Raw genomic sequence first — 25,070 nt, 5'->3', positions numbered from 1 at the left:
TACTTGAGGAGGATCTTTCCCCTGCCGTGCTGCGCAACACGCTACGCGGGCGACTGATTCCCGGCCATGGACGGACGGCTAACCGAGCGGAAATCCTGTGTACGCCTCGGCCAGGTCGGTCCCGGCGGCGCGGGAGGAGGCGATCCGCTCCAGCCGGGCCCGCTGGAGGCGGGCGTCGAAGGCGGTGGCGTCCGGGGCGCGGTGCAGCAGGGTCGTCATGTCGTAGGAGAACCGCTCGGCCTGCCAGACCCGGCGCAGACAGGTCGCGGAGTAGGCGTCGAGGAGGTCCGGGGAGCCCGTCTCCTTCTCGTGGGCGAGGGCCCGGGCGAGGGTCACGACGTCACCGACGGCGAGGTTCAGCCCCTTGGCGCCGGTCGGCGGCACGATGTGGGCGGCGTCGCCGGCGAGGAAGAGCCGGCCGTGCCGCATCGGCTCGTGCACGAAGGAGCGCATGGGGGTGACCGACTTCTGGGTGACGGGTCCGCGCTCCAGCCGCCAGCCGTCGTCCGTCTCGAGCCGCCGCTCCAGCTCGTCCCAGATCGCCTCGTCGCTCCACGCCTCGGCGTCCGTCCCCGCGGGCACCTGGAGGTAGAGCCGGGAGACGGCCGGCGACCGCATGGACAGCAGGGCGAAGCCGCGTTCGTGGCGGGCGTAGACGAGTTCGTCGTGCGAGGGCGCGACGTCGGCGAGGATGCCGAGCCAGGCGTAGGGGTACGACCGCTCGAACACCCGGGAGACCCCGGCCGGGAAGGCCTGGCGGGCCACCCCCCGAAACCCGTCGCAGCCGACCACGTAGTCGCACTCCAGCACGTCCTCGCGCCCCTGGTGCCGGAAGGGGACCCGCGGCCGGTCGCTCTCCGCCCCCTCCACGCCCAGCGCCTCGGCCTCGAAGAGCAGCGGCCCGCCCTCCTTCGACTGGAGCGCGATGAGGTCCTTGCAGACCTCGGTCTGGGCGTAGACGGTCACGGACCGCCCGCCGGTGAGCGCGGGGAAGTCGACGCGGTGCCGGCGCCGGTCGAACCGCAGCTCGATCCCGTCGTGCCGCAGCCCCTCCCGGTCCATCCGCTCCCCGGCCCCGGCGGCGCGCAGCACGTCGACCGTCCCCTGCTCCAGGATCCCGGCCCGCTGCCGCTGCTCGACGTAGGCCCGGTCCCGGCTCTCCAGGACGACCGACTCGATCCCGGCACGGTGCAGCAACCGGGCGAGCAGCAGCCCCGCGGGCCCCGCCCCGATGATCCCGACGGTGGTACGCATCGGTCGTCTCCTTGTCCCGCCGCCTCGCGCGATGTTCGCCTGGTGAACTTTCCTTCACCGACTTCCGGGCGTGAGTCTCCGACCGCACGGGCCCCGCTGTCAACGGTCGTGCGGTGGTCGGGTGGTTCGGGGGTGGTTCCAGAGGAAACCGACGGCGGAAGGTGCCCGGAGCCGGACTTGAACCGGCACGCCCGCGAAGGGGCAGCGAGGTTTAAGCTCGCCGTGTCTGCATTCCACCATCCGGGCAGGCCATGGGCTCCGCTTGCGAGGTTCGAGCCTATCGGGACCCATCCCCCGAACAGTGGGTGGGTGGACCGATGTTGTCTTATTTTATTGACGCCTGAGGGTGCATCAGCCCGCGGTACACGCCATCCGCACTTGCCAATAGCCTGACGTGACGGTTGTGCGCGCGTACGCGAAATGACGGAATTTCACCGTCCGAACGAGGGTGTTCCACCTGTTCTCGACACGGTTCCCCGACACGACCAAAGTCAGGGTCACCCGTCCTCCCCAGGTATGACACCGGGCCCCCCCGTCCGACCCGAGTCGCCCCCCAGAACCGGAACAGCGACTGACTACACACGCGCTCCCCGCCGGGACGATGGATCGGTCCCCAACGAACAGACGTCGTACCCGACAGGAGCGCCCTCCCGTGACCACCACACCCACCGCAGGCCGGACCACCGCCGTGGCCGCACGCGCCACGGAGCTGTCGAAGATCTACGGGCAGGGTGAGACCCGGGTGGTCGCCCTGGACCGGGTCTCCGTCGACTTCCGGGCCGCCGAGTTCACCGCGATCATGGGGCCGTCCGGCTCCGGCAAGTCCACGCTGATGCACTGCGTGGCCGGACTGGACACCTTCTCCTCCGGGTCCGTCCGGATCGGGGACACCGAGCTGGGGTCCCTGAAGGACAAGCAGCTCACCAGGTTGCGCCGGGACAAGATCGGCTTCATCTTCCAGGCGTTCAACCTGCTGCCGACGCTGACCGCCCTGGAGAACATCACCCTCCCGATGGACATCGCCGGGCGGAAGCCGGACAAGGCGTGGCTGGACCGGGTCATCGACATGGTCGGGCTGTCCGGGCGGCTCAGCCACCGGCCCTCCCAGCTCTCCGGCGGCCAGCAGCAGCGGGTCGCCGTCGCCCGCGCCCTCGCCTCCCGGCCCGAGATCATCTTCGGTGACGAGCCGACCGGAAACCTGGACTCGCGCTCCGGCGCCGAAGTCCTCGGCTTCCTGCGCAACTCCGTGCGCGAGCTGGGCCAGACCGTCGTCATGGTCACCCACGACCCGGTGGCCGCCGCCTACGCGGACCGGGTGATCTTCCTGGCCGACGGGCGGATCGTCGACGAGATGCACGGCCCGACGGCCGACTCCGTCCTCGACCTCATGAAGCAGTTCGACGCGAAGGGCCGTACCAGCTGATGTTCCGCACCGCCCTGCGCAACGTCCTCGCGCACAAGGCCCGGCTCCTGATGACCGTGCTCGCCGTCATGCTCGGCGTCGCGTTCGTCTCCGGGACGCTGGTCTTCACCAACACCATCTCCGACGCCTACCAGAAGAGCTCCGCCAAGGGCTTCGACCAGGTCGACGTCGCCGTACGGCCCGAGTACCAGGACTCCAAGGGCAACCAGGTCGGCAAGGTCCCCGAGCTGACCCGGGCCCTGCTCGACAAGGCCGCCAAGGTCCCCGGGGCCGCCTCCGCCACCGGTGTCGTCAGCGGCTTCACCGCCCTCGCCGACAAGGACGGCAAGCTGGTCGGCGGCGACTGGCAGTCCGCCGGCGGCAACTACTGGGGCACCAAGGACCCCCGCTACCCGCTGGTCAGCGGCCATGCCCCGCGCGGCAAGGGCGAGGTGCTGATCGACTCGGCGACCGCGAAGCGCGCCGGGTACCGGGTCGGCGACACCGTGCGGCTCTCCGTCGACGGCCCGGTCCTCACCCCCACCGTCAGCGGCATCTTCACGACCGACGACGGCAACGTCGCCGCGGGCGGCAGCCTCACCCTGTTCGACACGGCGACCGCGCAGTCCCTGTTCGGCAAGAAGGGCACGTACGACGAGATCGACGTGCAGGCCGCGCCCGGCACCAGCCAGGCGGCGCTCAAGGCCGAGCTGGACAAGGCGCTGCCGGCGAAGCTGGTGGAGACCACCACCGGCAAGCAGCTCGCCGACGACCAGGCGAAGGCCATCTCCTCGTCCATGAGCAGCCTGAAGCAGGGCCTGCTGGTGTTCGCGGGCATCGCCCTGTTCGTCGGCACGTTCATCATCGCCAACACCTTCACCATGCTGGTCGCCCAGCGCACCCGGGAGCTGGCCCTGCTGCGGGCGGTCGGCGCCTCCCGCCGCCAGATCACCCGCTCGGTGCTGATCGAGGCGTTCGCCGTCGGCGCGGTCGCCGGTGTGACCGGTCTGGCCGCCGGTGTCGGCATCGGCGCGGGCCTGCGCTCCCTGCTCGGCTCGTTCGGCGCGAGCATGCCCGACGGTCCGCTGGTGATCAGCCCCGGCACGGTGGTCACCGCCCTCGCGGTCGGCATCCTCATCACCATGCTGGCCGCCTGGCTGCCCGGCCGCCGGGCCGCGAAGATCCCGCCGGTGGCGGCGATGAGCAGCGTGCACGCCAAGGCCACCACCAAGTCGCTGGTGCTGCGCAACACCCTGGGCTCGCTGTTCACGGCGGCCGGCATCGCGGTGGTCCTCGCGGGCACGAGGATGGACGCCGACACCGGCCAGGGCGCGATGGGCATCGGCGCGGTCCTGCTCATCATCGGCGTGTTCATCCTGACCCCGCTGCTGTCCCGCCCGCTGATCGCCGCGGCCGCGCCGGTGCTGCGCGCCTTCGGGGTGTCGGGCAAGCTCGCCCGGCAGAACTCGGTGCGCAACCCGCGCCGTACCGCGGCCACCGCCTCCGCGCTGATGATCGGCCTGACGCTGATCACCGGTATGACGGTGATGGCGGGCAGCCTCCAGACGTCCATCGACAAGATGGCCAGCTCGGCGATCCGCGCCGACTACGTCGTCTCGATGGCCAACCGCGGTCCGCTCTCCCCCGACGTGGAGAAGAAGATCGCCTCCGCCGACGGCGTCACCGCGAGCAGCCCGCTGCGCAACGGCGAGTCCCGCATCGACGGCGGCACCGAGTTCCTGACCGGTGTCGACGGCGCGACCATCGGCGAACTGACCGACCTGAAGGTGACCGACGGGTCGTTCGGCGTGGGCGGCACCCGGGTCGTCGTGGACCAGGACCGGGCCGCGGACTTCGGCTGGAAGGCCGGTTCGCACTTCACCGCGCACTTCGAGGACGGCAAGGCCCAGCGGCTGACGGTCGCGGGGGTCTACGAGGGCAACGACATGCTCAACGGGATCATCCTCGACAACAAGGTCCTCACCCCGCACCTGTCCGACCCGGCCGACATGCAGGTCATGGTGAAGACGACGGACGGGGCGTCCGACGCGGCCAAGGACAGGCTGGAGAAGGCCCTCGGCACCAACCCGGCGATCAAGGTCCAGGACAAGAAGGACATCTCCAACGAGATCGCGCAGATGTTCACGCTGATGCTGAACATGGTCTACGGCCTGCTCGGCATGGCGGTGATCGTCGCGGTGCTCGGCGTCATCAACACGCTGGCCATGTCCGTCTTCGAGCGGGCCCAGGAGATCGGCATGCTCCGCGCGATCGGCCTGGACCGCAGGGCGGTCAAGCGGATGGTCCGCCTGGAGTCGCTGGTGATCTCCCTGTTCGGCGGGGTGCTGGGCATCGGTCTGGGCGTGTTCTTCGGCTGGGCGGCCGGCGAGCTGCTGGGCACGAAGATGCCGACGTACGAACTGGTGCTGCCCTGGGGCCGGATGACGGTGTTCCTGCTGCTGGCGGGCGTGGTCGGCGTCCTGGCCGCGCTGTGGCCGGCCCGGCGCGCGGCCCGGCTGAACATGCTGACGGCCATCAAGGCCGAGTAGGCGGTCGTACGACGGTGAAGGGGGCCCCGCGGGAAGGGGCCCCCTTCGCCGTACCGCCGTCAGCGGTGTCGTCGTGCCTCTGTCAGCCGTGCCAGGTGCGGGCGCGCAGGGGGAGTCCGGAGGCGCCGGACTCGGGGGTGCGGATCGCGAGGACCTGGTTGACGCCGATGCGGTTGCGTTCGAAGGCGAGCGCGGACGCGGCCATGTACAGCAGCCAGACGCGGGCGCGGCCGGGGCTGGTGAGCCGGACCGCCCGGTCCCAGTCGGCCTCCAGGTTGGCGACCCACCGGCGCAGGGTGCGGGCGTAGTGCTCGCGGATGGACTCCACGTCCCGGACCTCGAACCCGGCCCGTTCGAGCTGGGTGACCGTGGTGCCGACGGGGGCGAGTTCGCCGTCGGGGAAGACGTAGGAGTCGATGAACTCGTCCACCTCGTACGTCGACTCGTCCCGCTGCGGGCGGCGGGCGATCTGGTGGTTGAGCAGCCGGCCGCCGGGCTTGAGCAGGGTGTAGAGCTGGCGGGCGTACTCCAGGTACCTCTCGGCGCCGACGTGTTCGGCCATGCCGATGGAGGAGATCGCGTCGAAGGGGCCGTCCACGACGTCCCGGTAGTCCTGGACCCTGATCTCCACCCGGTCGGTCAGCCCCTCGTCGGCGACGCGCTTGCGGGCGTACGCCGCCTGCTCCTGGGAGAGCGTGACACCGACGACGCTCACGCCGTGCTCGCGGGCCGCGTGGATGGCCATGGAACCCCAGCCGCAGCCGACGTCCAGCAGCCGCTGACCCTTCTTCAGTCCCAGCTTGACGCAGACCAGTTCGAGCTTGTCGCGCTGGGCGGACTCCAGGGTCGGGCCCTTGTCGTCGGCCTCCCAGTACGCGCAGGAGTACACCATGGAGGGGCCGAGGACGATCTCGTAGAAGTCGTTGCCGACGTCGTAGTGGTGGCTGATGGCCCGCTTGTCGGTACGACGGGTGTGCAGACGCCGGCGGGGTCTGCGGACCTCCTCGCGCGGCGGGGCGGGCGGGATCGGCGGGCCGGCCAGTTTCAGCAGCTCGCGGGCGGCGGCCCGGACATCGGGGTCGCGGACGGCCTGGGCGAGGCTGCGGGCGTCCTCCCCGCGCTCCCAGACCAGGCCCGCCATGGCGTCGAGCGCGGTGTACAGGTCACCCTCGATCTCCAGGTCGCCGGAGACCCAGGCGCGGGCGAGGCCCAGTTCGCCCGGTTTGAACAGCATGCGGCGCAGGGCGCGGCGGTTGCGCACGACGAGTGCCGGCGCGTCCGGCGGGCCTGCCTGCGACCCGTCCCAGGCCTTCAGGCGTAGCGGGAGCGGGACTCCCAGCATCTGCTCGGCAAGACTCCTCAGCCGCGACGCGGCGTCGGCCATGGCGCACACCTCCAAGACGACGATCCCGGATGCCGGATACCACGTAAACACCGCGCGGGCCTCGGCGCAGTCCCGCGAAGGAGTTACGACTGGGCAAAACGGCTGTAGAAACCATGCGGATGGGTGCCCGGGAACGCCGGAAGACCTCCCGCACCACGGATGGCGGGAGGTCTTCCGGGCCGGTCAGCGACCGGGGGGTCGATCGAGCGACCGGAGGGCCGGTCGGTGACGGGAGGTCAGGAGGCCTTGGCCTTCTCCTCGGTCTTGCTCGCGGCGACCGGCGCCGGCTTGGCGGCCTCGTAGAACTCCTCGCGCGGGTTCTCCATGGCGCCGAGGGAGACGACCTCGCGCTTGAGGAACATGCCGAGCGTCCAGTCGGCGAAGACGCGGATCTTGCGGTTCCAGGTCGGCATCGCCAGACCGTGGTAGCCACGGTGCATGTACCAGGCGAGGCGGCCCTTGACCTTGATCTTCATCTTGCCCATGACGATCATCGCCACGCCCTTGTGCAGGCCGAGTCCGGCGACGGCACCCTTGTTGGCGTGCTCGTACTCCTTCTGCGGGAAGCCCCGCATACCGGACACCACGTTGTCGCCGAGGACCTTGGCCTGGCGCAGCGCGTGCTGGGCGTTCGGCGGGCACCAGGCGTTCTCCACACCGGCCTTGCGGGCGGCGACGTCCGGGACCTGGGCGTTGTCGCCGGCGGCCCAGATGTAGTCCGTGCCCTTGACCTGGAGCGTGGGCTCGCAGTCGACGTGACCGCGCGGGCCGAGCGGCAGACCGAAGCGGGCGAGGGCCGGGTTCGGCTTGACGCCGGCCGTCCACACGATGGTGTTGGCGTCGACCTCCAGGCCGTTCTTGAGCACCACGTGGCCGTCGACGCAGGAGTCCATGGAGGTGGAGAGGTAGATCTCCACGCCCCGGCTCTCCAGGTGCTCCCTGCCGTACTGGCCGAGCTTGGGGCCGACCTCGGGAAGGATCTTGTCGGCGGCGTCGACGAGGATGAAGCGCATGTCCTCACGGGACACGTTCTTGTAGTACTTGGCCGCGTCCCGGGCCATGTCCTCGACCTCACCGATGGTCTCCGCGCCCGCGAAGCCACCGCCGATGAAGACGAAGGTGAGCGCCTTGCGGCGGATCTCCTCGTCGGTCGTGGAGTCGGCCTTGTCGAGCTGCTCCAGGACGTGGTTGCGCAGGCCGATGGACTCCTCGATGCCCTTCATGCCGATGCCCTGCTCGGCGAGGCCGGGGATCGGGAAGGTGCGGGAGACCGCGCCCATGGCGATGACCAGGTAGTCGAAGGGCAGCTCGTACGCCTCGCCCACCAGCGGGGCGATCGTGGCGACCTTGCGGTCCTGGTCGATGGTGGTGACCCGACCGGTGAGGACCTCCGCCTTCGGCAGCACGCGTCGCAGCGGGACGACGACGTGCCGAGGGGAGATGCTGCCGGCGGCGGCTTCGGGGAGGAAGGGCTGGTAGGTCATGTACGACCGGGGGTCGACGACCGTGACGGTCGCCTCGCCGTAGCGCATCTTCTTGAGGATGCGCCGAGCTGCGTACAGGCCTACGTACCCACCGCCTACTACGAGGATCCTGGGACGCTCCGTGGTGCTCATGCCATCGAGTATCCACCCGCCCCAGGGGGGTCGCTCGTGCGCCCCTTCACAAGGTCTGACAGGCCCTGTGTTAAACTCCGCGGCTCGCTTGTCACAGCCCATGGGCGCACGGGGGGCCCGCGGGGCGCTTCGCCCCGTTGTCAAGGCCGTGTGAGCTGCCTCTCCGGGTCGCCGGGGCCATCGTGAGGGCACCGTGACACCCCCGGAACACCCCTCTCCGGGCCCCTCTCGCACCCTTCATCTGAACATGTTCAAACACCCTTCGAGGCCCCGAAAAGGCCCATGGGCCCCCTTGAGGCGCCCGACGGGAGGGAATTCCTTGTGAAGAACTTCACGAAGGTTCCCGCGCAGGTATGACCAAGGCCCCCCGAAGGGGGCCCCGGACACCGCTCAAACGTTATCCAACCTGCTCAGCAGGTGGCTACCACTCAGTAACAAAAGAGAGCCATGCCACGGCTCACGCCACGGACCAGGCGATGCCGTCGAGGATGTCGTGCTCGCTCACCACGACCTCCTCGGCACCGATCCGCTCCATGATCGCGAGCAGGACGAGGGCGCCCGCGCCGATGACGTCGACCCGGCCCGGGTGCAGGGACGGGATCGCGGCGCGCTCGGCGTGCGTGGAGCGCAGCAGCCGCTCGGTGATCTCGCGCACGCGCTCCCGGGAGACCCGGGAGTGGTGGATGCGCGCGGAGTCGTACGCGGGCAGCTCCTGGGCGATGGCGGACACCGTGGTGACGGACCCGGCCAGGCCCACCAGGGTGTGCGCCTCGCGCAGCGGGACCGACCGCTCGGCGAGGTCCAGGGCGGCCTCGATGTCGGCCCGCATGGCGGCGACCTCCTCCTCGGTCGGCGGGTCGCTCACCTCGCCGCCGTGCACCAGGTGCCGCTCGGTCATCCGCACACAGCCGACGTCCACCGACCGGGCGGCGCGCACGTGGTCGTCGCCGACGACGAACTCGGTGGAGCCGCCGCCGATGTCCACGACCAGGTAGGGCCGGGTGAGGTCGGTGCGGCCGGTGAGCTCCTTCGTGGCACCCGTGAAGGAGAACTCGGCCTCCTGGTCACCGGTGATGACCTCCGGCTCGACCCCGAGGATGTCGAGCACGCCCCGCACGAAGTCGTCGCGGTTCTCGGCGTCCCGGGAGGCGGAGGTGGCGACGAAGCGCAGGCGCTCGACGCCGTGCTCCTTGATGACGTCCGCGTACTCACGGCAGGCGGCGAAGGTGCGCTCCAGCGCCTCGGGCGCGAGCCGGCCGGTCCGGTCGACGCCCTGGCCGAGCCGCACGATCGTCATCCGGCGGTCCAGGTCGGTCAGTTCGCCCGTCGCCGGGTCGGCGTCCGCGACCAGCAGACGGATGGAGTTGGTACCGCAGTCGATGGCGGCCACGCGGGTCACTGTTCGTCCCCCTCGCTGTCGTCGCGCACACCGGTTCCGGTGCTGTCGAGCGTCACGCACGCGCCCTTGCGCCACCACTCCGGCAGCATCGCCAGCGCCTCGTCGCCGAGCGGGTTCACGCCCGGGCCGGCGGCCAGCGAGTGGGCGACGAGCACGTGCAGGCACTTCACCCGGTCCGGCATGCCGCCCGCGCTCGGGAAGCCCTTCAGGACCTCGATCTCGTCCCGGCGCCGGATGTAGTCCTCGTGCGCGGCCCGGTACGCGGCGGCCAGCTCGGGGTCGCGCCCCAGCCGCTCGGTCATCTCCTTCATCACGCCGTTCGCCTCCAGCGTGCCGATGGCGGAGGACGCCTTCGGGCACGTCAGGTAGTACAGCGTCGGGAAGGGCGTGCCGTCGGGCAGGCGCGGTGCCGTCTCCACGACGTCCGGCTGACCGCACGGGCAGCGGTGCGCGATGGCCCTGAGGCCCCGCGGCGGGCGGCCCAGCTGCTGCTTGAAGGCCTCTACGTCCGCGTCGGTGGGCTCGGTGCGCGGAGTGGGCGGCGGAGGGGTTTCCATGACTGCTTTCAGGGTGGCTTTCTGTCGGTTGCCGGACCGGACGGGCCGGTCACTGGTCGGAGGCGTCGGCCTTGTCGACGCCGTCCCAGACGTTCGCGTACCAGGGCCGGTGGGCGGCCCCGAGGTCGGCGCGGGACTGCCTGGCCGCGCCCGGGTCGACGACCACGTACCCGGTCTCGCCGGGCATCACATAGTGCAGCCGGCGGCGGATCTGCTGCTCGGCGTAGGAGTCGTCCTGCCAGCGCGCCTTCAGGTCGCGGAGCTCCTCGACGCGCTGGCGGGCCTGCTCCCGCTCCCGCTGGAGGTCGGCGATCTCCGCGCGCTGGGAGACGTACTGCCGCATCGGGTAGGCGAGGGCGACGATCATCGTGCACAGCACCAGCGCGAGCAGGGCCGCGCGGCCGGTGAGCCGGGAGCGGCGGGCCTGCCGCTTGGTCTGGGAGCGGTAGACACGGGCCGCGGTCTGCTCGCCGAGCAGCCGGAGCCTGGTCGCGGTGGAGAAACGGTCCCGGTCCTTCACGGCCATCTGGCTCTCCGCCTCCCCTTTCACACGTACGTACGTCCCCGGACACGGTACGGGACCGAGTACGGGGACGTACGTACGACTGGCTAAGCCTTACGCCAGGATGGGTCAGCCCTTGAAGCGCGGGAACGCGCTGCGGCCCGCGTACACCGCCGCGTCGTCGAGGATCTCCTCGATGCGCAGCAGCTGGTTGTACTTGGCGACGCGCTCGGAGCGGGCCGGGGCACCGGTCTTGATCTGGCCGCAGTTGGTGGCGACGGCCAGGTCGGCGATGGTGACGTCCTCGGTCTCGCCGGAGCGGTGCGACATCATGCACTTGAAGCCGCTGCGCTGGGCCAGCTCGACGGCGTCCAGGGTCTCGGTCAGCGAGCCGATCTGGTTGACCTTGACCAGCAGGGCGTTGGCGGCGCCCTCCTCGATGCCGCGGGCGAGGCGCTCGGGGTTGGTGACGAACAGGTCGTCGCCGACGAGCTGGACCTTGTCGCCGAGCTTGTCGGTGATGACCTTCCAGCCGGCCCAGTCGTCCTCGAACAGCGGGTCCTCGATGGAGACGAGCGGGTAGGCCGCCACGAGCTCCTCGTAGTACTCCGTCATCTCGGCGGCGGAGCGCTCCTTGCCCTCGAAGAGGTACTTGCCGTCCTTGTAGAACTCGGAGGCGGCCACGTCGAGCGCGAGGGCGATCTGCTGGCCGGGGGCGTAGCCGGCCTCCTTGATGGCCTCCAGGATGAGGTCGAGGGCCTCACGGTTGGAGCCGAGGTTCGGGGCGAAGCCGCCCTCGTCGCCGAGGCCGGTGGACAGGCCCTTGCTCTTCAGGACCTTCTTCAGGGTGTGGTAGACCTCGGTGCCCCAGCGCAGGGCCTCGGAGAAGGACTCCGCGCCGATCGGGGCGATCATGAACTCCTGGATGTCCACGTTGGAGTCGGCGTGCGAGCCGCCGTTCAGGATGTTCATCATCGGCACCGGCAGCAGGTGCGCGTTCGGGCCGCCCAGGTAGCGGAAGAGGGGGAGGTCGCTGGCCTCGGAGGCGGCGTGCGCGACGGCGAGCGAGACGCCGAGGATGGCGTTGGCGCCGAGGGAGCCCTTGTTGTCGGTGGCGTCCAGGTCGAACATGGCCTGGTCGATCAGGCGCTGCTCGGTGGCGTCGTAACCGACCAGCTCCGGGCCGATCTGCTCGATCACGGCGAGGACGGCCTTCTCGACGCCCTTGCCCTGGTAGCGGTTCGGGTCGCCGTCGCGGAGCTCGATGGCCTCGAAGGCGCCGGTCGAGGCGCCGGACGGAACGGCGGCACGACCCGTGCTGCCGTCGTCGAGGCCGACCTCGACCTCGACCGTGGGGTTGCCTCGGGAGTCCAGGATTTCCCGGGCTACGACGACGTCGATGGACGGCACGAGCATCTCCTTCTTGGATGTGACGCTGGAAGTGCGGGGCGGTGTGCCTTACGGCTGTGCCTTGCGACTAGAGCCTAACCGTCCCGGGGGCGTCGGCCACCGACCGACCGCCCCGTGGACAAGCCGACGGTACCTTTTGTTTCTCGCCGAAACAAAGGGTTCGGGCCCGGTGGACGCAAAAAGCCCCGCCCCGGTGCGTACGGGGGAACACGCACCGGGGCGGGGAGCCCGTGGGGACGGGGGGAGGGCCCGCCAGGGGGCCCTCAGCGCGGCCCGCGCGCAGGCGCGGGCCGGTGCTCGGGCCGGGAGCGGGGCCTCACTTCAGGTGGAGCTGCTGGCCCGGGTAGATGAGGTTGGCGTCCTCGACGATGTCCTTGTTCAGCTCGAACAGCTTCTGCCAGCCGCCCTGCACGTGGTGCTTGTCGGCGATGGAGCTGAGGGTGTCACCGGTGACGACCTTGTACTCGCCGTCGCCCTTCTTGACCTTCTTGCCGGTCGGGGTGGTGACGGTCTTGCCCTGGCTCTTGCTCGCGCTCGCGGCCGGACGCTCGGCGGAGCGGGAGGCGGCCTGCCCGTCGGTGGAGCGGGTGGTGGTGGAGCCCGAGTTCGTGGAGGTGCTCGGGGTGGAGGTGCTCGGGGCGGAGCCGTTGTACGGGGTGCCGGACAGGCCCGTGCCGCAGACCGGCCAGGCACCCTTGCCCTGGGCCGCGAGGACCTTCTCGGCGACGGCTATCTGCTGCGCCTTGCTCGCCTTGTCGGCGGTGGAGGCGTACTGCGTGCCGCCGTACGCGGCCCAGGTGGAAGCGGAGAACTGCAGACCGCCGTAGTAGCCGTTGCCGGTGTTGATGGACCAGTTGCCGCCGGACTCGCACTGGGCGACCGCGTCCCACTGGGAGGCGGTGGCGGCGGAGGCGTTGCCGGCCGCCATCAGCGGAGCGGCGACGGCGGCACCGGTGACACCGGCGAGCGCGATGGCGCGGACGGCCTTGGACGGACGACGGTGCTTGCCCTTGCTGGAAAACAGCATGGATCGATCCCCTCACCGACGCCTGCGAGGTGAGCTGTCGGGTTCGGGCCGGTTGAGTTGCCCGGCCGCACTCCGCTTGCGCGGATGCGGCTTCACCCCAAGCCGGTTCCGGCATCAACTGCCGGGCCCGGCACCTACCTTGGGTCCCCCGCTCCTGCCTACGGCGCTTGACGCGACGACTGTTCCCGGGCAACCGCTGGCAGGATTCGGCGTTGCGGCTGCCGGGGCTCGTGGTGACGAGCGGTCCTGACCGTAGACACGTGATCCGCGGAATTTCAAAGACGATCAGGGCTTCTGAGACTCATCCCACACTTTCGCCAATCCGGACATTAGGGCGTTAAGTGGGGCGTCAACTCCCGCTACTCGCCGCCCGTTTCGCCCCCGACTTCCAGGGTCTGACCGGCACTGATGTGATTCGGGTCGGCACCGATGGCCTTCTTGTTGCCGTCGTACAGCGCACGCCACCCGCCGTCGACGTCAAGGGAGTCGGCGATGGAGGCCAGGGTGTCGCCCTGACGGACGGTGTAGGTGTCCGTTTCGCGAGAGGCGTGACGGCCGGAAGACGTGGCGCTCTGACCGTTTGTCACGGTTTCGTCCGCACTGCTCTCGTCCGCGCTCGCGCCCCGGTGGCGTCCGCCGCCGAGGGACCCGGTGTCGACCAGGCTCCAAGAACCGGCGGCCTGCTGCGGGTTGTCCTCGATGCCGGCGTCCGGGGTGACCGTGGGAGAGCTGTCGGCCGCCTGCGAGCTTCCGGTGCTCGGCTCGGTGGACTTGTCGGACTTGGGGGTGTTGGTCCCCGTGGAACCGGTGTCCGCACCGGCGCCCTTGTCCGGCTTGACGCTCGGAGTGCCGGCCTCGCCCGAGGAGGAGCCGGTACCGGAGCCGGAGTTGGCGTCGGAGCTTGCCTCGTCAGAGGGCGACGAATCAGGCAGACCGGACGAGTCGGAGCTGTCGGAGGAACCGGATGTACCGGAGCTGTCGACCGTTCCGGACGAGTCGCCCGAACCACCCGTACCGCCGGAGCCGCCGACGCCCGTGTCGACGTGCGTCGAGCCCGAGTCCTCGGTCAGACCGGACAGCAGGGCGCAGGTGGCCCAGGGCGTGGTGCCCTTGTCGGCGAGGATCTTCTCGGCGACGGCGATCTGCTGGTTGCGGCTGGCCTGGTCGGGGCTGGCCGCGTACCGGCCGCCGCCGTACGCGTTCCAGTCCTCCTGCGAGATCTGAAGGCCGCCGTAGTACCCGTTGCCGGTGTCCGCGCTCCAGGAGCCGCCGCTCTCGCACTCGGCCACCTTGTCCCACGTGGTGCCGTCGGCCGCGTTGGCGCTCGCCGCGCCCAGGAGCGGGATGGCGATGGCGGAGCCGGTCACTCCGGCCGCGACGAGGAGAGCCGGGGCCTGACGGGGGCGACGGTGTCGGCCGTTCCCGGAGAGCATGCAGAAGCCTTTCGAGCGACAGCAGGACCGGCGCGGCGGATCGAGCCGGTCGCCGCGCTGATGGGTGAACGTATAGGCAGACGATCACTTGTCACAAGTTCATGCCGCGCAGATCACGTGAAGATCACAGAGTTGAACGTCTGTCATGTTCCTTGGAGAGGCTGTGTCGGAGCCCGGCCGGACCGCTTCGGACGGTGTGCTCGGGCGGTCTGGCCAGGGCCCTGTGGCTCAGGCGCCGGGTGTGAACTCCACCGGCAGGGTGCGCAGTCCGCGCATGATGAGTCCGCCGCGCCAGCGCAGGTCGGCCGGGTCCGCGGCGAGCCGCAGATCGGGCAGCCGCGTGAGCAGGGTGGCGAGCGCGGTCTGGCCCTCCAGACGGGCGAGCGGCGCACCGAGGCAGTAGTGGATGCCGTGGCCGTAACCGAGGTGCTGGTTGTCGCGGCGGGCGAGGTCCAGCACGTCCGGGTCGGCGAACCGTTCCGGGTCCCGGTCGGCGGCGGCGAGGACGACGAGCACCGGGTCGCCCGGCGCGATGTGCTGTCCGCCGACGGTGAGCGGCTCGGTGGCGAACCGCCAGGTGGCCAGCTCCACCGGGCCGTCGTAGCGCAGCAGTTCCTCCACGCCGGTCGCCAGCAGCTCCGTCTCCCGGCGCGCCAGGGACTCCTCCAGCCGCCGGCGCTGCTCGGGGTGCGTGAGCAGGGCGTAGGTGCCGTTGCCGATGAGGTTGACGGTCGTCTCGAAGCCGGCGAACAGGAGGATGAAGGCCATGGCGGCGGCCTCGTTCTCCGTGAGGTGCTCACCGTGGTCGGAGGCGCGGATGAGGCCCGAGATCAGGTCCTCGCCGGGCGCGGGCTCGGCGGGCAGCGCCTCGCGCTTCTTGTGGATCAGCTCGGCGAGATAGCCGCGCATCTTCTTCACCGACCGGGCGACGCCTCCCCGGGGGCCTCCGCCGTGCCGGATCATCATGCCCGCCCAGTCCCGGAAGTCGTCCTGGTCCTCGCGCGGGACGCCGAGCAGGTCGCAGATGGCGTAGATGGGCAGCGGGAAGGCGAACTCGTGGATGAGGTCGGCGGAGCCGCGCCGCGCGAACTGGTCGATGAGGTGGTCGGTCAGCTCCTGCACCCGGGGCGCGAACTCGGCGACCCGGCGGGGCGTGAAGGCCTTGCTGACCAGCCGGCGCAGCCGGGTGTGGTCCGGCGGGTCGATGTTCAGCAGATGCGTCATCAGCTCGGCCTTGCGCTCGCCGGGGATGCCGGTCTTGCCCTTGGCGTGCGCGGGCTCGTCGTGATGCGCCGGGTTCTTGCTCAGCCGCTGGTCGGCCAGGGCCTGCCGGGCATCGGCGTACCGGGTAACCAGCCAGGCCTCGACCCCGCTCGGCAACCGCGTCCGGCGCACGGGGGCGTGCTCGCGCAGCCAGGCGTAGGCGGGATAGGGGTCGGCGGCGAACTCCCAGGTGAAGAGGGCGGGAGTCGGCTCGCCCGGGTGGGAGGACGGCTGGGCGGGATGGGGCTGGTCGGTCACTCCTCGACCGTATCCGGCTCGCCGAGGAGTGCCGGACGCGGTGGGGGCGGCCCCCGGGGGGGGCGCTGGGGCCGCGGGGGCTGCGGGGGCTGCGGGGGCTGCGGGGCCGGGAGGCCGGGAGGCCACCCTGCCGGGGCTGCCCTGCGGGGCCGTGCCCCGGCAGCGGGGAAGCGGACCGAACAGGTGGCCGGAACCCCGAGGCGGCCCTCGGACGACGGCGCTAAGCGGACAGGCCCTCGGCAGCCCGTATCGCGTCCCGGTACGCCCGCGCCGCCACCCGCAGTGCCGCCGCGGGATCGCGGGGGCCGCCCCGCGCGGGCTGCCCTGCGGGGCCGTGCCCCGGCAGCGGAGAAGCGGACCGAACAGGCGGCCGGAACCCCGAACGGCGCTAGGCGGACAGGCCCTCGGCAGCCCGTATCGCGTCCCGGTACGCCCGGGCCGCCGCCCGCAGTGCCGCCTCGGGGTCGACGCCCGCCGCCTCGGCGCGGACCGCCAGCGCCAGCAGCTCGTAGCCGATGCCGTCCCCCTGCGGCAGGGGGACGTCCAGGTCCGCCGTGCGGGTGCGGGAGGCGAGCTTGGCGGCGAGGGCCAGGCCGGGCTGGCCCAGCGGGACGCCGTCCGTGACCGAGGTGCGCTGCTTCTCCTCGGCCTTGGTGCGCAGCCAGTGCTCCTTGACGTCCTCCGGGGTCTCGGCCTCCTCGTCGCCGAAGACGTGCGGGTGCCGGTGGATGAGCTTGGCGACGATGCCGCCGGCGACGTCGTCGATGGAGAACGGCGCGTCCGGGTCCTCCTCGGCGATGCGGGAGTGGAAGACGACCTGGAGGAGGACGTCGCCCAGCTCTTCGCGCAGCTCCGTGCGGTCGCCGGCCTCGATCGCCTCGACCAGTTCGTACGCCTCCTCGATGCCGTACTTCGCCAGGCCCTCGTGGGTCTGCCGGGAGGACCACGGGCACTCGGCGCGGATGCGGTCCATGACCTGCACGAGGTCCAGCAGGCGGGCGCCGGGCAGGTCGTAGGAGGCGGGGAGCAGTTCCAGCTCCGGCATGGCGACCCGGCCGGAGCCGGCCAGCCGGGCGAGGCCGTCGGTGAGGGCGGGCTCCCCCTCGCCCGTGGCCACGACCACCGCCGTCCGGCCTCCGGCACACGCGTCGACCAGCTCCTGGGCGGTGGGGGACGCCTCGGCCACCGCTATCCCGGCCTCGCGCAGATACGGGAGCTGCGGATGGGCGCCGTCCGCGCACAGCACGGCGTCGGCGGTGCGCAGGGCCTGCCACGCGGGCCAGGACAGCAGACCGGGGGCGACGCGGTGGCTGGTGGTGAGCAGGACGATGCGGCCGGGGGCGGCTTCCCCACGGGCTTCGGGGCTGGTTTCGTTCACGATCCGAACGTAACCCACTGCCCGAGGGACCGGATCGGGTTGTCCACAGACCCGAGGGGGTCATGTGACCGTATGACCGGACTCCGCCGCCCCGCCCGCGCCCCGCTCCTCCTCGCCCGACGCCCCGCCTACGCCGTCACCGGCTCCCCGCCCGCCGTCGTGACCTCCCGTACCCACGGCGTCTCGGCGTCCACCCGGCTGCTCTTCTGGACGTCCCAGGAGCCGTAGCGCGGGTTGAGGTCGACGTGGAGTTCCTCGGAGGCCTTGGACAGGGCCTTCCAGAAGGCGGGCTGGCTCGTGTCGGTGCCGAGCTGCGAGGCCAGCTTCTGGGCCTCCAGTTGCAGGCGCAGGTTGTCGTCGAGGCGGGCCGGGGCGATGCCGTACTTCTGCAGCCAGGCCGTCTCCAGTCCCTTGCCGCCGCCGGCCTGCCGCTCCAGCTCGCCGCGCATCTGCTGGATCTCCTTGCGGGTGACCGAGATGCCCGCGTCCCGCGCGGCGCGGTGCAGCACCCGGTCGAGCACCATGTTGTGCAGGGTGTCGCGGGTGAGGGTGCTGGTGGAGGAGACGACCTGCTGGTACTGCGTCTCGTCCGGCACCGCGGCCCGCTGTGCCCGGCGGACCTCGTCGACCCGGCTCTCGAGCTGGGCCACGGTGATCCGCTGCCCGCCGACGACGGCCGCGGCGCCCGGGTGCGCGTCGCTTCCGCAGGCGGTCAGCAGGGGTGCCGCGGCGGCGATCGCGGCGGTGAGGACGAGCGCGGTGCGACGGCGGCGGTGCAAGTGAACCTCCAAGGGGAGATTGTGCGGCGGTGCACAAGGTCTTGCGGTGATCGATGGTAGGCAGTGGGCAGGCTGCGGCCAACCCATTCGACCAACGATTCGCGCGCGCTTCGGGCACCGCCGCGCCGCTCCCGGAGGGCGCTTCGGGGTCGGCCGGGTCAGCCGGCGATGGCCACCGGCGCGTCCCAGGCGTCCCGGTCGACGGTCAGCGTGACGCCGCCGTGCGCCTCCTTGCTGTTCACCATGTACTGGTGGCCGCGGCTGTGGTCCGTGTACCGGGTCGCGCCCCACGGCCAGTCCGCGGTCGTCGTGTTCTGCTTGTCCCACAGCGCGTACCAGAGATTGCCCGGCAGGTCCGTCTTGTCGGACGCGGTGGCGACGGCCTTGGCGCTGGAGCTGCTGAAGCCGTAGTAGCCGCCCCGGTAGGTCTTGGCGCGCAGCGTCTTCGTGAAGGAGCGCACGTACGTCAGCACGGCGTCGTTGCACGCCTTGTCACCGACGTCGTACGGCTCCATGTCCAGGTAGACCGGGCTGCCGGCCTTCATGCCGAGCGCGGAGGCCTTGGCGACGGCGTCCGCCGCGTCGGTGGCGCCGAGGGAGGCGGCCGTGGTGGCGGTCAGCTTCTCGGGGCTGGAACCGGTCTGGCAGGGCGGCTGGGCGCCGACGTAGATCGGGATGAGCTTCCAGCCCAGGGAGTTGACCGACTTCACCCAGGAGGCGGTGAGGTTGGGCTGGGCGCAGCCGCGGTTCCTGCCGCCCACGTAGACGGCGGCGGCGCCGTAGAAGCCGGTGTGCCAGGCCTTCATGGCCGACAGCGAGGGCGCGGCGCAGGTGTCGAACGCGCGGCCCGTGAAGGTCTTCTGGGCGGGCCAGGCGGTGGCGGCCATGGAGGTCTGCGCGGCGATCCCGGCCCCGGCGACGACGGCCGCACCGGTCACCGCCCAGGTGAGATACCTGCGCTTCTTCGACTGCCGGTGACCGGCCATGAACCCCACCCCTGATCGTCGTACGGCGCCGCACGCGCGTGCGTGCGTGCCTGGCGAAAACGAAGCGCAACGTATCGAGCGCCGGGTCCGCCACCGGGAAACACAAGCCCCCTGAGAGCACAAGATTCTCTCAGGGCCGGGCAAAATCTCCGCGCTGCTACCCGCGGACCTGCCCCAGCCACTGGAGGGTGCGGCGGACCTCCACGGCCAGCGGATGGCCGGGGCCGTGCAGCCGCTCGACGTCCAGGACGAGCCGCGCGAGCGTGTCGTGGGCGGCCGGCCGGTCCCCGAGGGCGAGCAGCAGATGGCCGATGCGGCGGCGCACCTCGTGGGCGAGCTGCGGGTCCCCGGAGACGTACTGGTTCTCGTAGTACGGCAGCAGCGCCCGGTACTCGGCGAGCGCCGCCGCCGGTTCGCCCAGTTGCTCCAGGCACTGCGCGGCCTCGTAGCGGTAGCGCAGCGACTGCGGGTCGGCCTGGCCGGCCTCGGCCGCGCGTTCGTCGGCGAGCCGGCGCAGTTCGGGCAGCGCGCGCCGGTACTGGCCGTCGTCCATGAGCGTGGCCGCGTACTGCTTGCGCAGGGTGCGTACGACCGGGGAGTGCTCGCCGTGCTGCTCGGCGGCGGCCGGCAGGATCGCGCCGAGGATGTCGACGGCCTGCGTGATACGGCCCTCGCCCAGCAGGCGTTTGACCTCGTCCACGGCGGCGGCGACATCGGGCTTCTCGGCCGGCGGCGCCGGCGCGACGGGTGCGGGCTGGGGCGCGGGGGTGCGCGCGCGGTCCGGCCAGGGGGCGTGCGGGCGCAGGAAGGGGCGCGTGGGGTCCAGGGGCGCCCCGGTGGGCGTCCCGCGCGGGGGCAGGAGCAGCGCCAGGTCCTCGTACACCTCCTGGGCGGACGCGGGCCGGTGCTGCGGGTCCTTGGCGAGCAGCCGCAGCACCAGGGTTTCGAGCGCCTCGGGGACCTCGGGGCGGATCCGGCGCACGGGCAGCGGCGGCTCGTACAGGTGCCGGTGCAGCACACCCAGCGCCGTGGAGCCGGCGAACGGCACCTCGCCGCTGAGCAGTTCGTGCATCAGCACGCCGAGCGCGTACAGGTCGGTGTACGGGCCGACCGCGCCGCCCATCGCCTGCTCCGGCGCCATGTAGGCGGGCGAGCCGATCGGGGAGCCGGTGTGCGTGAGGCGGGTGGTGTCGGTGTCCATCACCGAGGCCACGCCCAGGTCGAGGACGGTGACCGCGCCGTCCTGTTTCACCATCACGTTGCGCGGCTTGAGGTCGCGGTGCACGATCGGCACGGCGTGCACGGCGCTCAGCACGGCGCACAGTTGCGCCGCCACCGCGACCGCCCACTGCCACGGGTACGGGTCGTGCTCGGCGAGGTGGTCGGAGAGGTCGGCGCCGTCGACGTACTGCATGACGAGGAACAGCTCCTCGCCCTCGCTGCCCGCGTCGTGCACGGTCACCAGGCCCGGGTGGTCCACCTGCGCGGTCACCCGGCACTCGCGCACGAACCGGCGGCGCAGCTCGTCCGCCTCCTGGCCCGCCACCTTGTCCGGGCGCAGCAGCTTCACCGCCACGCGCCGGTCGAGCCGGCGGTCGTAGGCCGTCCAGACCTGGCCCATGCCGCCCTGCCCGATCAGCGTGGACAGTTCGTAACGGTCGGCGACCATGCGTCCTGTCGTCACGGTCACCGTCCGCCCTCGCCATGGCCCTCGTGTCCGTCGTGCCGGCGCAAATAGTCGCTGAGCTCGTCCAGTTCGGCGCGTACTTGGTCGATGCGGGCGGGCGCGGGACGCTGGGGCGGCTCGGCCGGGGGCACGGGCACCGGGGGTACCGTGCCGGTGTGGGACGGCCCGGGTATCCGGGTGTGCGGCTGGGGTACCGGCGTGGGGTGCGCGGGCGGTACGGGGTGCTGCGGGGCCGGTACGGGCGTCGTGTACGGCGGTGCCGCGTGCCCGAAGCCGTAGGGTCCGGGCGGGGCGTGGGTGGGGGCGTGCGTGTGGGCGAACCCGGCGAACCGCTGGTCCTGGTGCAGCCGGATGTCCACCACCAGGTAGTAGACCGCGGACGCCACGCCGAGCAGCAGGAGCAGGCTCAGCGCCAGGTCGCTGCGCCAGTCCTCCTCGGGCAGTTCACCGACCACCACGAACCCGGTGATGGACAGCGGCAGGCTCAGCCAGGCGGTCAGCCAGTCCAGCCCGCGGCCCCGCACGAAGGCCACCCGGAACAACGGCAGGCACGACAGCAGTCCGCACGTGAGAGCCCCGGCCGCCGCGAACATCACGCGCAGGGAGATGACCTTTCCCCCGCTACGGGGAGGCGGCACCGCGCCGTGGCCGTACATGACTGCTCCTGGACCGAGTGGGACCGATGGGGACGGACGCCGACGGGACGGTGTCCCGGTCGGAGTCCGAGCGTATAGGCCGACAAGGACAACCGGTCCCGGGTTGTACCGAACCGTTGTCGCACTGATCACTTCACACGGTTCGGTCGCTTCACGCGGTTCGGCCGGACCCGTTCGGCCCGGGCCGGGTTCAGTCGGGTGCGACCGTGCCGTCCGTCAGTCCGTCGTACATCCCGCGCACGAGCTGCTCCCCGAGCCGGCTCGCCTGCCTGAGCGCCCGCTCGAACTCGTCCAGCGCGCGGAACCGCTCGCCGTAGCGCCGCTGTTCCTCCAGCGGGAGCCGGGGCAGGTGCAGCCGGCGCACGTCCAGCCGGGTCGCCGTGGAGGCGTAGCTGCTGGCCTGCCGGTTGTTGGCCGTACCCCGCAGGAACCCGGCGAGGAACCACGGTTCGAGCGCCGTCCGGTCCGGGCGCAGCAGCACGAGGTTGCGCCCCAGGACCGCGCCCCCGGTCGCCTCGTCGATCACGCGCGCCACCGACCCCCCGCCGAGCACCGGTACGACGACATCGCCCGGCTCGGTCAGGACGGCCTCCTCCTCGCTCTCCGGAAGCGTGCCCGAAGGCGCCGTTCCGGCGAGGACGTCATGGTCGGTGAGCACCGGCACGCGCGCGTGGCCGCCGTTCCCGCCGGTGCGCATCACCAGCGCGCCCCCGCGCGCGAGTTCACCGATCGTGGTGAGCGGCCAGCGCGCGGCGGGCGACGGGTCGGCCGGGGGCGGGGTGAGGTCGGCGGTCAGGCGCAGGGTCGCGCCCAGGCGCTCGCGCACCCGGGTGAGCTGCTCGGCGCCGTCGGCCACCGCGACCGGCGGCAGATGGCGGGCGGGTGCCAGGTCCACGTCGTCGTCCAGGAGGTCGATGACCGGTACGGAACGGGCTAGCCCCGGCCGCTCCGCGAGCCGCCCCGCGCGCGTGAAGGCACCCCAGGCGTCCGTCACGGCCTCCCGTACCGCCTCCCAGTCCGGGCCGCCCCGCCCCTCCCCGGCGAACCTCCCGGTGTCCACGAGCAGCACCTCGGGCGTCGCCGGCGTCCGGTCGGGCCGGCGCAGCACCCACAGGTGCAGCGGGATGTTGTACGGCGGTGCCGCCCCGACCGGCAGCGCGACCACGGCCCGCAGCGCGCCCCGGCGCAGCAGATCGGCGCGGATCCGGCGCCCGGAACGGCGGGAGGCGGCGGCCGGCGGCATGAGCAGCACGGCGGTGCCGCCGTCGGTCAGCCGGGCCAGCGCGTGCTGCACCCAGGCCAGTTCGGACTCGGTGCGGGCCGGGAAGCCGTACTCCCAGCGGGGGTCGTAGGCGAGTTCGTCGTGGCCCCAGTTGCGCTCGTTGAACGGCGGGTGGCACAGGACCACGTCGGCGCGCAGCCCGGGGTGCGCGTCGGCGCGCAGGGTGTCGCCGGCGGCGGCGCGGACGGTGGCCCGGCTGTGCAGCGCGAGGCGCAGCGCGCTGATCGCGGCGAGTTCGGGGGCGCTGTCCTGGGCGTACAGCTCCTGGTCGGGGCGGGTGGCCACGGCGCGCAGCAGGGCGCCGGTGCCGCAGGCCGGGTCCAGGACGGTGCGGGCCGGGCCGGCGAGGTCGGCCATGAGTCCGGCGAGTTCGGCCGGTGTGAGCGTGTACTGGCGGGGGTTGGCGTCCAGGTGCCGGCCCAGCAGGAACTCGAACGCCTGCCGCGCCCCCGTCTCGGCGGCCAGTTCGGCGGCACCGCGCAGGAGGGGGGCGGAGAGGAGGAGTTGGGGGCCGGTGGGGGTGCGGAGGGCGGAGATGGCTTGGGGGGCTGCGGTGGCCTGCGGGGTGGACGTGGCTCGGGTGGCCGAGGTCGCTTGCGGGGTGGACGGGGCCTGGGCGACCGGTGCGACCTGGGTGGTGTGAACGGCCTCTGCTGTGTGAATAGTTGGCGGGGGGCTCACGGGCGGTGGCGTCTGCGAGGTGTTCACAGCGGGGGCCGGGAGAGCCGGGTTCACACGGGCAGCCTCGGCACCGGCGTTCACACCGGCGGCATCGACACCGACGTTCACACCGGAAGAGCCGGGACCGCTGTTCACACCGGCGGCCCGAGCGCCCGGGTTCACACCACCGGCCCGCGGCCCCCGGTTCACACCACCGGCCTCAGACGCCGGCTTCACCCCAGCCCCGCGCCCGGCCGACCCCGCCGACCCCGCCGGCCCGCCGAGACGCGGGATCAGCACCTGATCCAGTGCCCCGGACAGGATCGCGGCCAGCCGGGCGTCGGAGCCCGCGCTCGCGTCGAGCCAGACGGTGGGCCGCTCGTGGATCAGCAGCAGTACGCAGCCGGTGTGCACCAGGGCCGTCAGCGGTCCTTCCGGGTGCCCGGCGAGTTGCTGCCAGACGCGTTCGCGCAGCGGCACCTCGGCGAGTTTGCCCTGCTTGCGCAGCCAGGCCTCCACCTCGGCGAGCGCGAAGGACGGGCTGGTCTCGGTGCCGCCCACCGGCTTCGGGAAGTCGGCGTGCCGACGGCGCCAGTTGCTGACGGCGGCCCGGCCCACTCCGGCCAGCCGCGCGATACCGGCCGCGGTCACCTCTGTCGCGTTGTCCTGCACCGGCCCCGCTCCCCTCGTCCCATGTGAGCACCGAGCATACCGACGTACACAAGATCTCGTGGTTCACGGCGTGTACTCGTGTCGGTCTGTGAATCGTGTTGACTCGGTTCACAGGCTCTGGTCTTATTGACCCAGCGAACGAGCGGCCACCGGAGGGGGAGGCCGCAGCATTTGGGGAGGGGTTCGCCATGGGTATGAAGGCCAAAGTCGCGCTCGGTGCCGTCGTGGGGATCGTCGTCATCGGTGCCGTGTCCGCCAACGCCGGCAGCGACGGCAAGGACGGCGGTTCCGGCGGTGGCGACAAGGGGTCCTCCGCGTCGGCCGAGCACGAGTCCGGCGGCAGGAAGGGCTCGGGGGGCTCGGGGGACGCCAAGAAGGCCGACGCCAAGGCCGAGGAGAAGAAGGCCGCCTTCGGGGGCGACGGCGAGTACCAGGTCGGCACCGACGTGAAGCCGGGGACGTACCGCACGACCGGCAACGACGACGGCATGTGCTACTGGGAGCGCGCCAAGGACGCGTCCGGCGAACTGGACTCCATGCTCGCCAACGACAACGTCAGCGGCACGAGTTACGTGACCGTCAAGCCCACCGACAAGCTGTTCAAGTCCAGCGGTTGCGAGGACTGGGAGGCCGTGGACCCGAAGGCGAAGGGCACGCCCGCCTCCTCGATGGACGGCGACGGGGGCATGTTCAAGGTCGGTACGGACATCGCGCCCGGCACCTACAGGTCGGCCGGCAACGCCGACGACTCCTGCTACTGGGAGCGTACGAAGGACGCCGGCCACGGGCTGGACTCGATCATCGCCAACAACAACGTCACCGGCACGGCCGTCGTCACCATCAGCCCGTCGGACGCCTACTTCAAGACGAACGACTGCGGCACCTGGAAGAAGGCCTGACCCCTCCGCTCATCCCG

The 25,070-nt window shown here is 71.8% G+C and carries 19 protein-coding genes, 1 tRNA gene and 1 riboswitch; of the genes, 3 read left to right on the top strand and 17 right to left on the bottom strand.

What is annotated here, in order from left to right; genetic code table 11:
• Positions 1 to 78 precede the first annotated feature (78 nt).
• Entirely contained in the window at positions 79 to 1,254 is a 1,176-nt protein-coding gene (locus OO52_RS10515; RefSeq protein ID WP_030653273.1) for a 4-hydroxybenzoate 3-monooxygenase, read from the bottom strand.
• 162 nt (positions 1,255 to 1,416) lie between these two features.
• Positions 1,417 to 1,500 (bottom strand) — tRNA-Leu (locus OO52_RS10510).
• Positions 1,501 to 1,906: 406 nt separating this feature from the next.
• On the opposite strand from OO52_RS10510, the gene OO52_RS10505 reads away from it, so the two are divergent.
• The gene (locus OO52_RS10505; protein WP_030653276.1) at positions 1,907 to 2,677 is read left to right on the top strand and encodes an ABC transporter ATP-binding protein; all 771 of its coding nucleotides are present in this window, start codon (positions 1,907 to 1,909) and stop codon (positions 2,675 to 2,677) included.
• Complete coding sequence (locus OO52_RS10500; RefSeq protein WP_030653280.1) at positions 2,677 to 5,205, top strand: ABC transporter permease; 2,529 nt, start codon at positions 2,677 to 2,679, stop codon at positions 5,203 to 5,205. Before OO52_RS10505 ends, OO52_RS10500 begins: the two co-directional genes overlap by 1 nt.
• 82 nt (positions 5,206 to 5,287) lie before the next feature.
• Here the strand turns inward: OO52_RS10500 and OO52_RS10495 are convergent, their stop codons facing one another.
• The 15 genes from OO52_RS10495 to OO52_RS10425 form a co-directional block, all read right to left on the bottom strand.
• On the bottom strand, positions 5,288 to 6,589 hold the full coding sequence (locus OO52_RS10495) for a class I SAM-dependent methyltransferase (protein ID WP_030653282.1): 1,302 nt from the start codon (positions 6,587 to 6,589) through the stop codon (positions 5,288 to 5,290).
• Between the two features lie 236 nt (positions 6,590 to 6,825).
• Positions 6,826 to 8,205 carry an NAD(P)/FAD-dependent oxidoreductase gene (locus tag OO52_RS10490; protein WP_078629643.1) on the bottom strand — a complete coding sequence of 460 codons (1,380 nt, stop codon included), beginning with the start codon at positions 8,203 to 8,205 and terminating at the stop codon, positions 6,826 to 6,828.
• Positions 8,206 to 8,662: 457 nt separating this feature from the next.
• On the bottom strand, positions 8,663 to 9,604 hold the full coding sequence (locus tag OO52_RS10485; protein WP_030653287.1) for a Ppx/GppA phosphatase family protein: 942 nt from the start codon (positions 9,602 to 9,604) through the stop codon (positions 8,663 to 8,665).
• The gene (locus tag OO52_RS10480; protein ID WP_030653289.1) at positions 9,601 to 10,161 is read right to left on the bottom strand and encodes a DUF501 domain-containing protein; all 561 of its coding nucleotides are present in this window, start codon (positions 10,159 to 10,161) and stop codon (positions 9,601 to 9,603) included. The genes OO52_RS10485 and OO52_RS10480 overlap by 4 nt, the downstream gene beginning before the upstream one ends.
• Positions 10,162 to 10,210: 49 nt before the next feature.
• Positions 10,211 to 10,687, bottom strand: coding sequence for an FtsB family cell division protein (locus tag OO52_RS10475; RefSeq protein WP_030653291.1), 477 nt, complete (start codon positions 10,685 to 10,687; stop codon positions 10,211 to 10,213).
• A gap of 105 nt (positions 10,688 to 10,792) precedes the next feature.
• Positions 10,793 to 12,079, bottom strand: a complete 1,287-nt coding sequence (eno, locus tag OO52_RS10470; protein WP_030653294.1) for a phosphopyruvate hydratase — start codon at positions 12,077 to 12,079, stop codon at positions 10,793 to 10,795.
• A 310-nt stretch (positions 12,080 to 12,389) separates the two neighbouring features.
• On the bottom strand, positions 12,390 to 13,100 hold the full coding sequence (locus OO52_RS10465) for a transglycosylase family protein (protein WP_030653307.1): 711 nt from the start codon (positions 13,098 to 13,100) through the stop codon (positions 12,390 to 12,392).
• 4 nt (positions 13,101 to 13,104) lie between these two features.
• Positions 13,105 to 13,276: riboswitch (cyclic di-AMP (ydaO/yuaA leader) on the bottom strand.
• A 183-nt stretch (positions 13,277 to 13,459) separates the two neighbouring features.
• Positions 13,460 to 14,533: a transglycosylase family protein gene (locus tag OO52_RS10460; RefSeq protein WP_030653310.1), complete on the bottom strand. Its 1,074-nt coding sequence runs from the start codon at positions 14,531 to 14,533 to the stop codon at positions 13,460 to 13,462.
• A 228-nt stretch (positions 14,534 to 14,761) separates the two neighbouring features.
• Entirely contained in the window at positions 14,762 to 16,054 is a 1,293-nt protein-coding gene (locus OO52_RS10455) for a cytochrome P450 family protein (protein ID WP_030653313.1), read from the bottom strand.
• Positions 16,055 to 16,442: 388 nt separating this feature from the next.
• The gene (locus tag OO52_RS10450) at positions 16,443 to 17,432 is read right to left on the bottom strand and encodes a nucleoside triphosphate pyrophosphohydrolase (protein WP_030657875.1); all 990 of its coding nucleotides are present in this window, start codon (positions 17,430 to 17,432) and stop codon (positions 16,443 to 16,445) included.
• 128 nt (positions 17,433 to 17,560) lie between these two features.
• The gene (locus OO52_RS10445) at positions 17,561 to 18,211 is read right to left on the bottom strand and encodes a SurA N-terminal domain-containing protein (RefSeq protein WP_030657876.1); all 651 of its coding nucleotides are present in this window, start codon (positions 18,209 to 18,211) and stop codon (positions 17,561 to 17,563) included.
• A gap of 158 nt (positions 18,212 to 18,369) precedes the next feature.
• Positions 18,370 to 19,197 carry a glycoside hydrolase domain-containing protein gene (locus tag OO52_RS10440; protein ID WP_030657877.1) on the bottom strand — a complete coding sequence of 276 codons (828 nt, stop codon included), beginning with the start codon at positions 19,195 to 19,197 and terminating at the stop codon, positions 18,370 to 18,372.
• A 157-nt stretch (positions 19,198 to 19,354) separates the two neighbouring features.
• Complete coding sequence (locus OO52_RS10435; protein WP_199819908.1) at positions 19,355 to 20,866, bottom strand: serine/threonine-protein kinase; 1,512 nt, start codon at positions 20,864 to 20,866, stop codon at positions 19,355 to 19,357.
• Between the two features lie 17 nt (positions 20,867 to 20,883).
• Positions 20,884 to 21,540 (bottom strand): hypothetical protein, encoded by a 657-nt coding sequence (locus OO52_RS10430; RefSeq protein WP_030657881.1) that lies wholly within the window; start codon positions 21,538 to 21,540, stop codon positions 20,884 to 20,886.
• Between the two features lie 190 nt (positions 21,541 to 21,730).
• On the bottom strand, positions 21,731 to 24,154 hold the full coding sequence (locus OO52_RS10425) for an N-6 DNA methylase (protein ID WP_030657883.1): 2,424 nt from the start codon (positions 24,152 to 24,154) through the stop codon (positions 21,731 to 21,733).
• A gap of 188 nt (positions 24,155 to 24,342) precedes the next feature.
• On the opposite strand from OO52_RS10425, the gene OO52_RS10420 reads away from it, so the two are divergent.
• A complete protein-coding gene (locus OO52_RS10420; RefSeq protein ID WP_030657885.1) occupies positions 24,343 to 25,053 on the top strand; it encodes a hypothetical protein in 711 nt (236 codons plus the stop codon).
• The last annotated feature ends 17 nt before the right edge of the window (positions 25,054 to 25,070 follow it).

The sequence above is a fragment of the Streptomyces flaveolus genome, from assembly GCF_000716535.1.
GTDB lineage: Bacteria > Actinomycetota > Actinomycetes > Streptomycetales > Streptomycetaceae > Streptomyces > Streptomyces flaveolus_A.
The sequence above is the reverse complement of the archived record's forward strand: the minus strand, read 5'-3'. Positions and strand labels throughout refer to the sequence as shown.

Coding starts and splice junctions, on each gene's coding strand:
- eno (WP_030653294.1), bottom strand. CDS start 12,079: ATGCTCGTGCCGTCCATCGACGTCGTCGTAGCCCGGGAAATCCTGGAC.
- OO52_RS10465 (WP_030653307.1), bottom strand. CDS start 13,100: ATGCTGTTTTCCAGCAAGGGCAAGCACCGTCGTCCGTCCAAGGCCGTC.
- OO52_RS10500 (WP_030653280.1), top strand. CDS start 2,677: ATGTTCCGCACCGCCCTGCGCAACGTCCTCGCGCACAAGGCCCGGCTC.
- OO52_RS10420 (WP_030657885.1), top strand. CDS start 24,343: ATGGGTATGAAGGCCAAAGTCGCGCTCGGTGCCGTCGTGGGGATCGTC.
- OO52_RS10475 (WP_030653291.1), bottom strand. CDS start 10,687: ATGGCCGTGAAGGACCGGGACCGTTTCTCCACCGCGACCAGGCTCCGG.
- OO52_RS10440 (WP_030657877.1), bottom strand. CDS start 19,197: ATGGCCGGTCACCGGCAGTCGAAGAAGCGCAGGTATCTCACCTGGGCG.
- OO52_RS10460 (WP_030653310.1), bottom strand. CDS start 14,533: ATGCTCTCCGGGAACGGCCGACACCGTCGCCCCCGTCAGGCCCCGGCT.
- OO52_RS10495 (WP_030653282.1), bottom strand. CDS start 6,589: ATGGCCGACGCCGCGTCGCGGCTGAGGAGTCTTGCCGAGCAGATGCTG.
- OO52_RS10435 (WP_199819908.1), bottom strand. CDS start 20,866: ATGGTCGCCGACCGTTACGAACTGTCCACGCTGATCGGGCAGGGCGGC.
- OO52_RS10480 (WP_030653289.1), bottom strand. CDS start 10,161: ATGGAAACCCCTCCGCCGCCCACTCCGCGCACCGAGCCCACCGACGCG.
- OO52_RS10430 (WP_030657881.1), bottom strand. CDS start 21,540: ATGTACGGCCACGGCGCGGTGCCGCCTCCCCGTAGCGGGGGAAAGGTC.
- OO52_RS10490 (WP_078629643.1), bottom strand. CDS start 8,205: ATGAGCACCACGGAGCGTCCCAGGATCCTCGTAGTAGGCGGTGGGTAC.
- OO52_RS10515 (WP_030653273.1), bottom strand. CDS start 1,254: ATGCGTACCACCGTCGGGATCATCGGGGCGGGGCCCGCGGGGCTGCTG.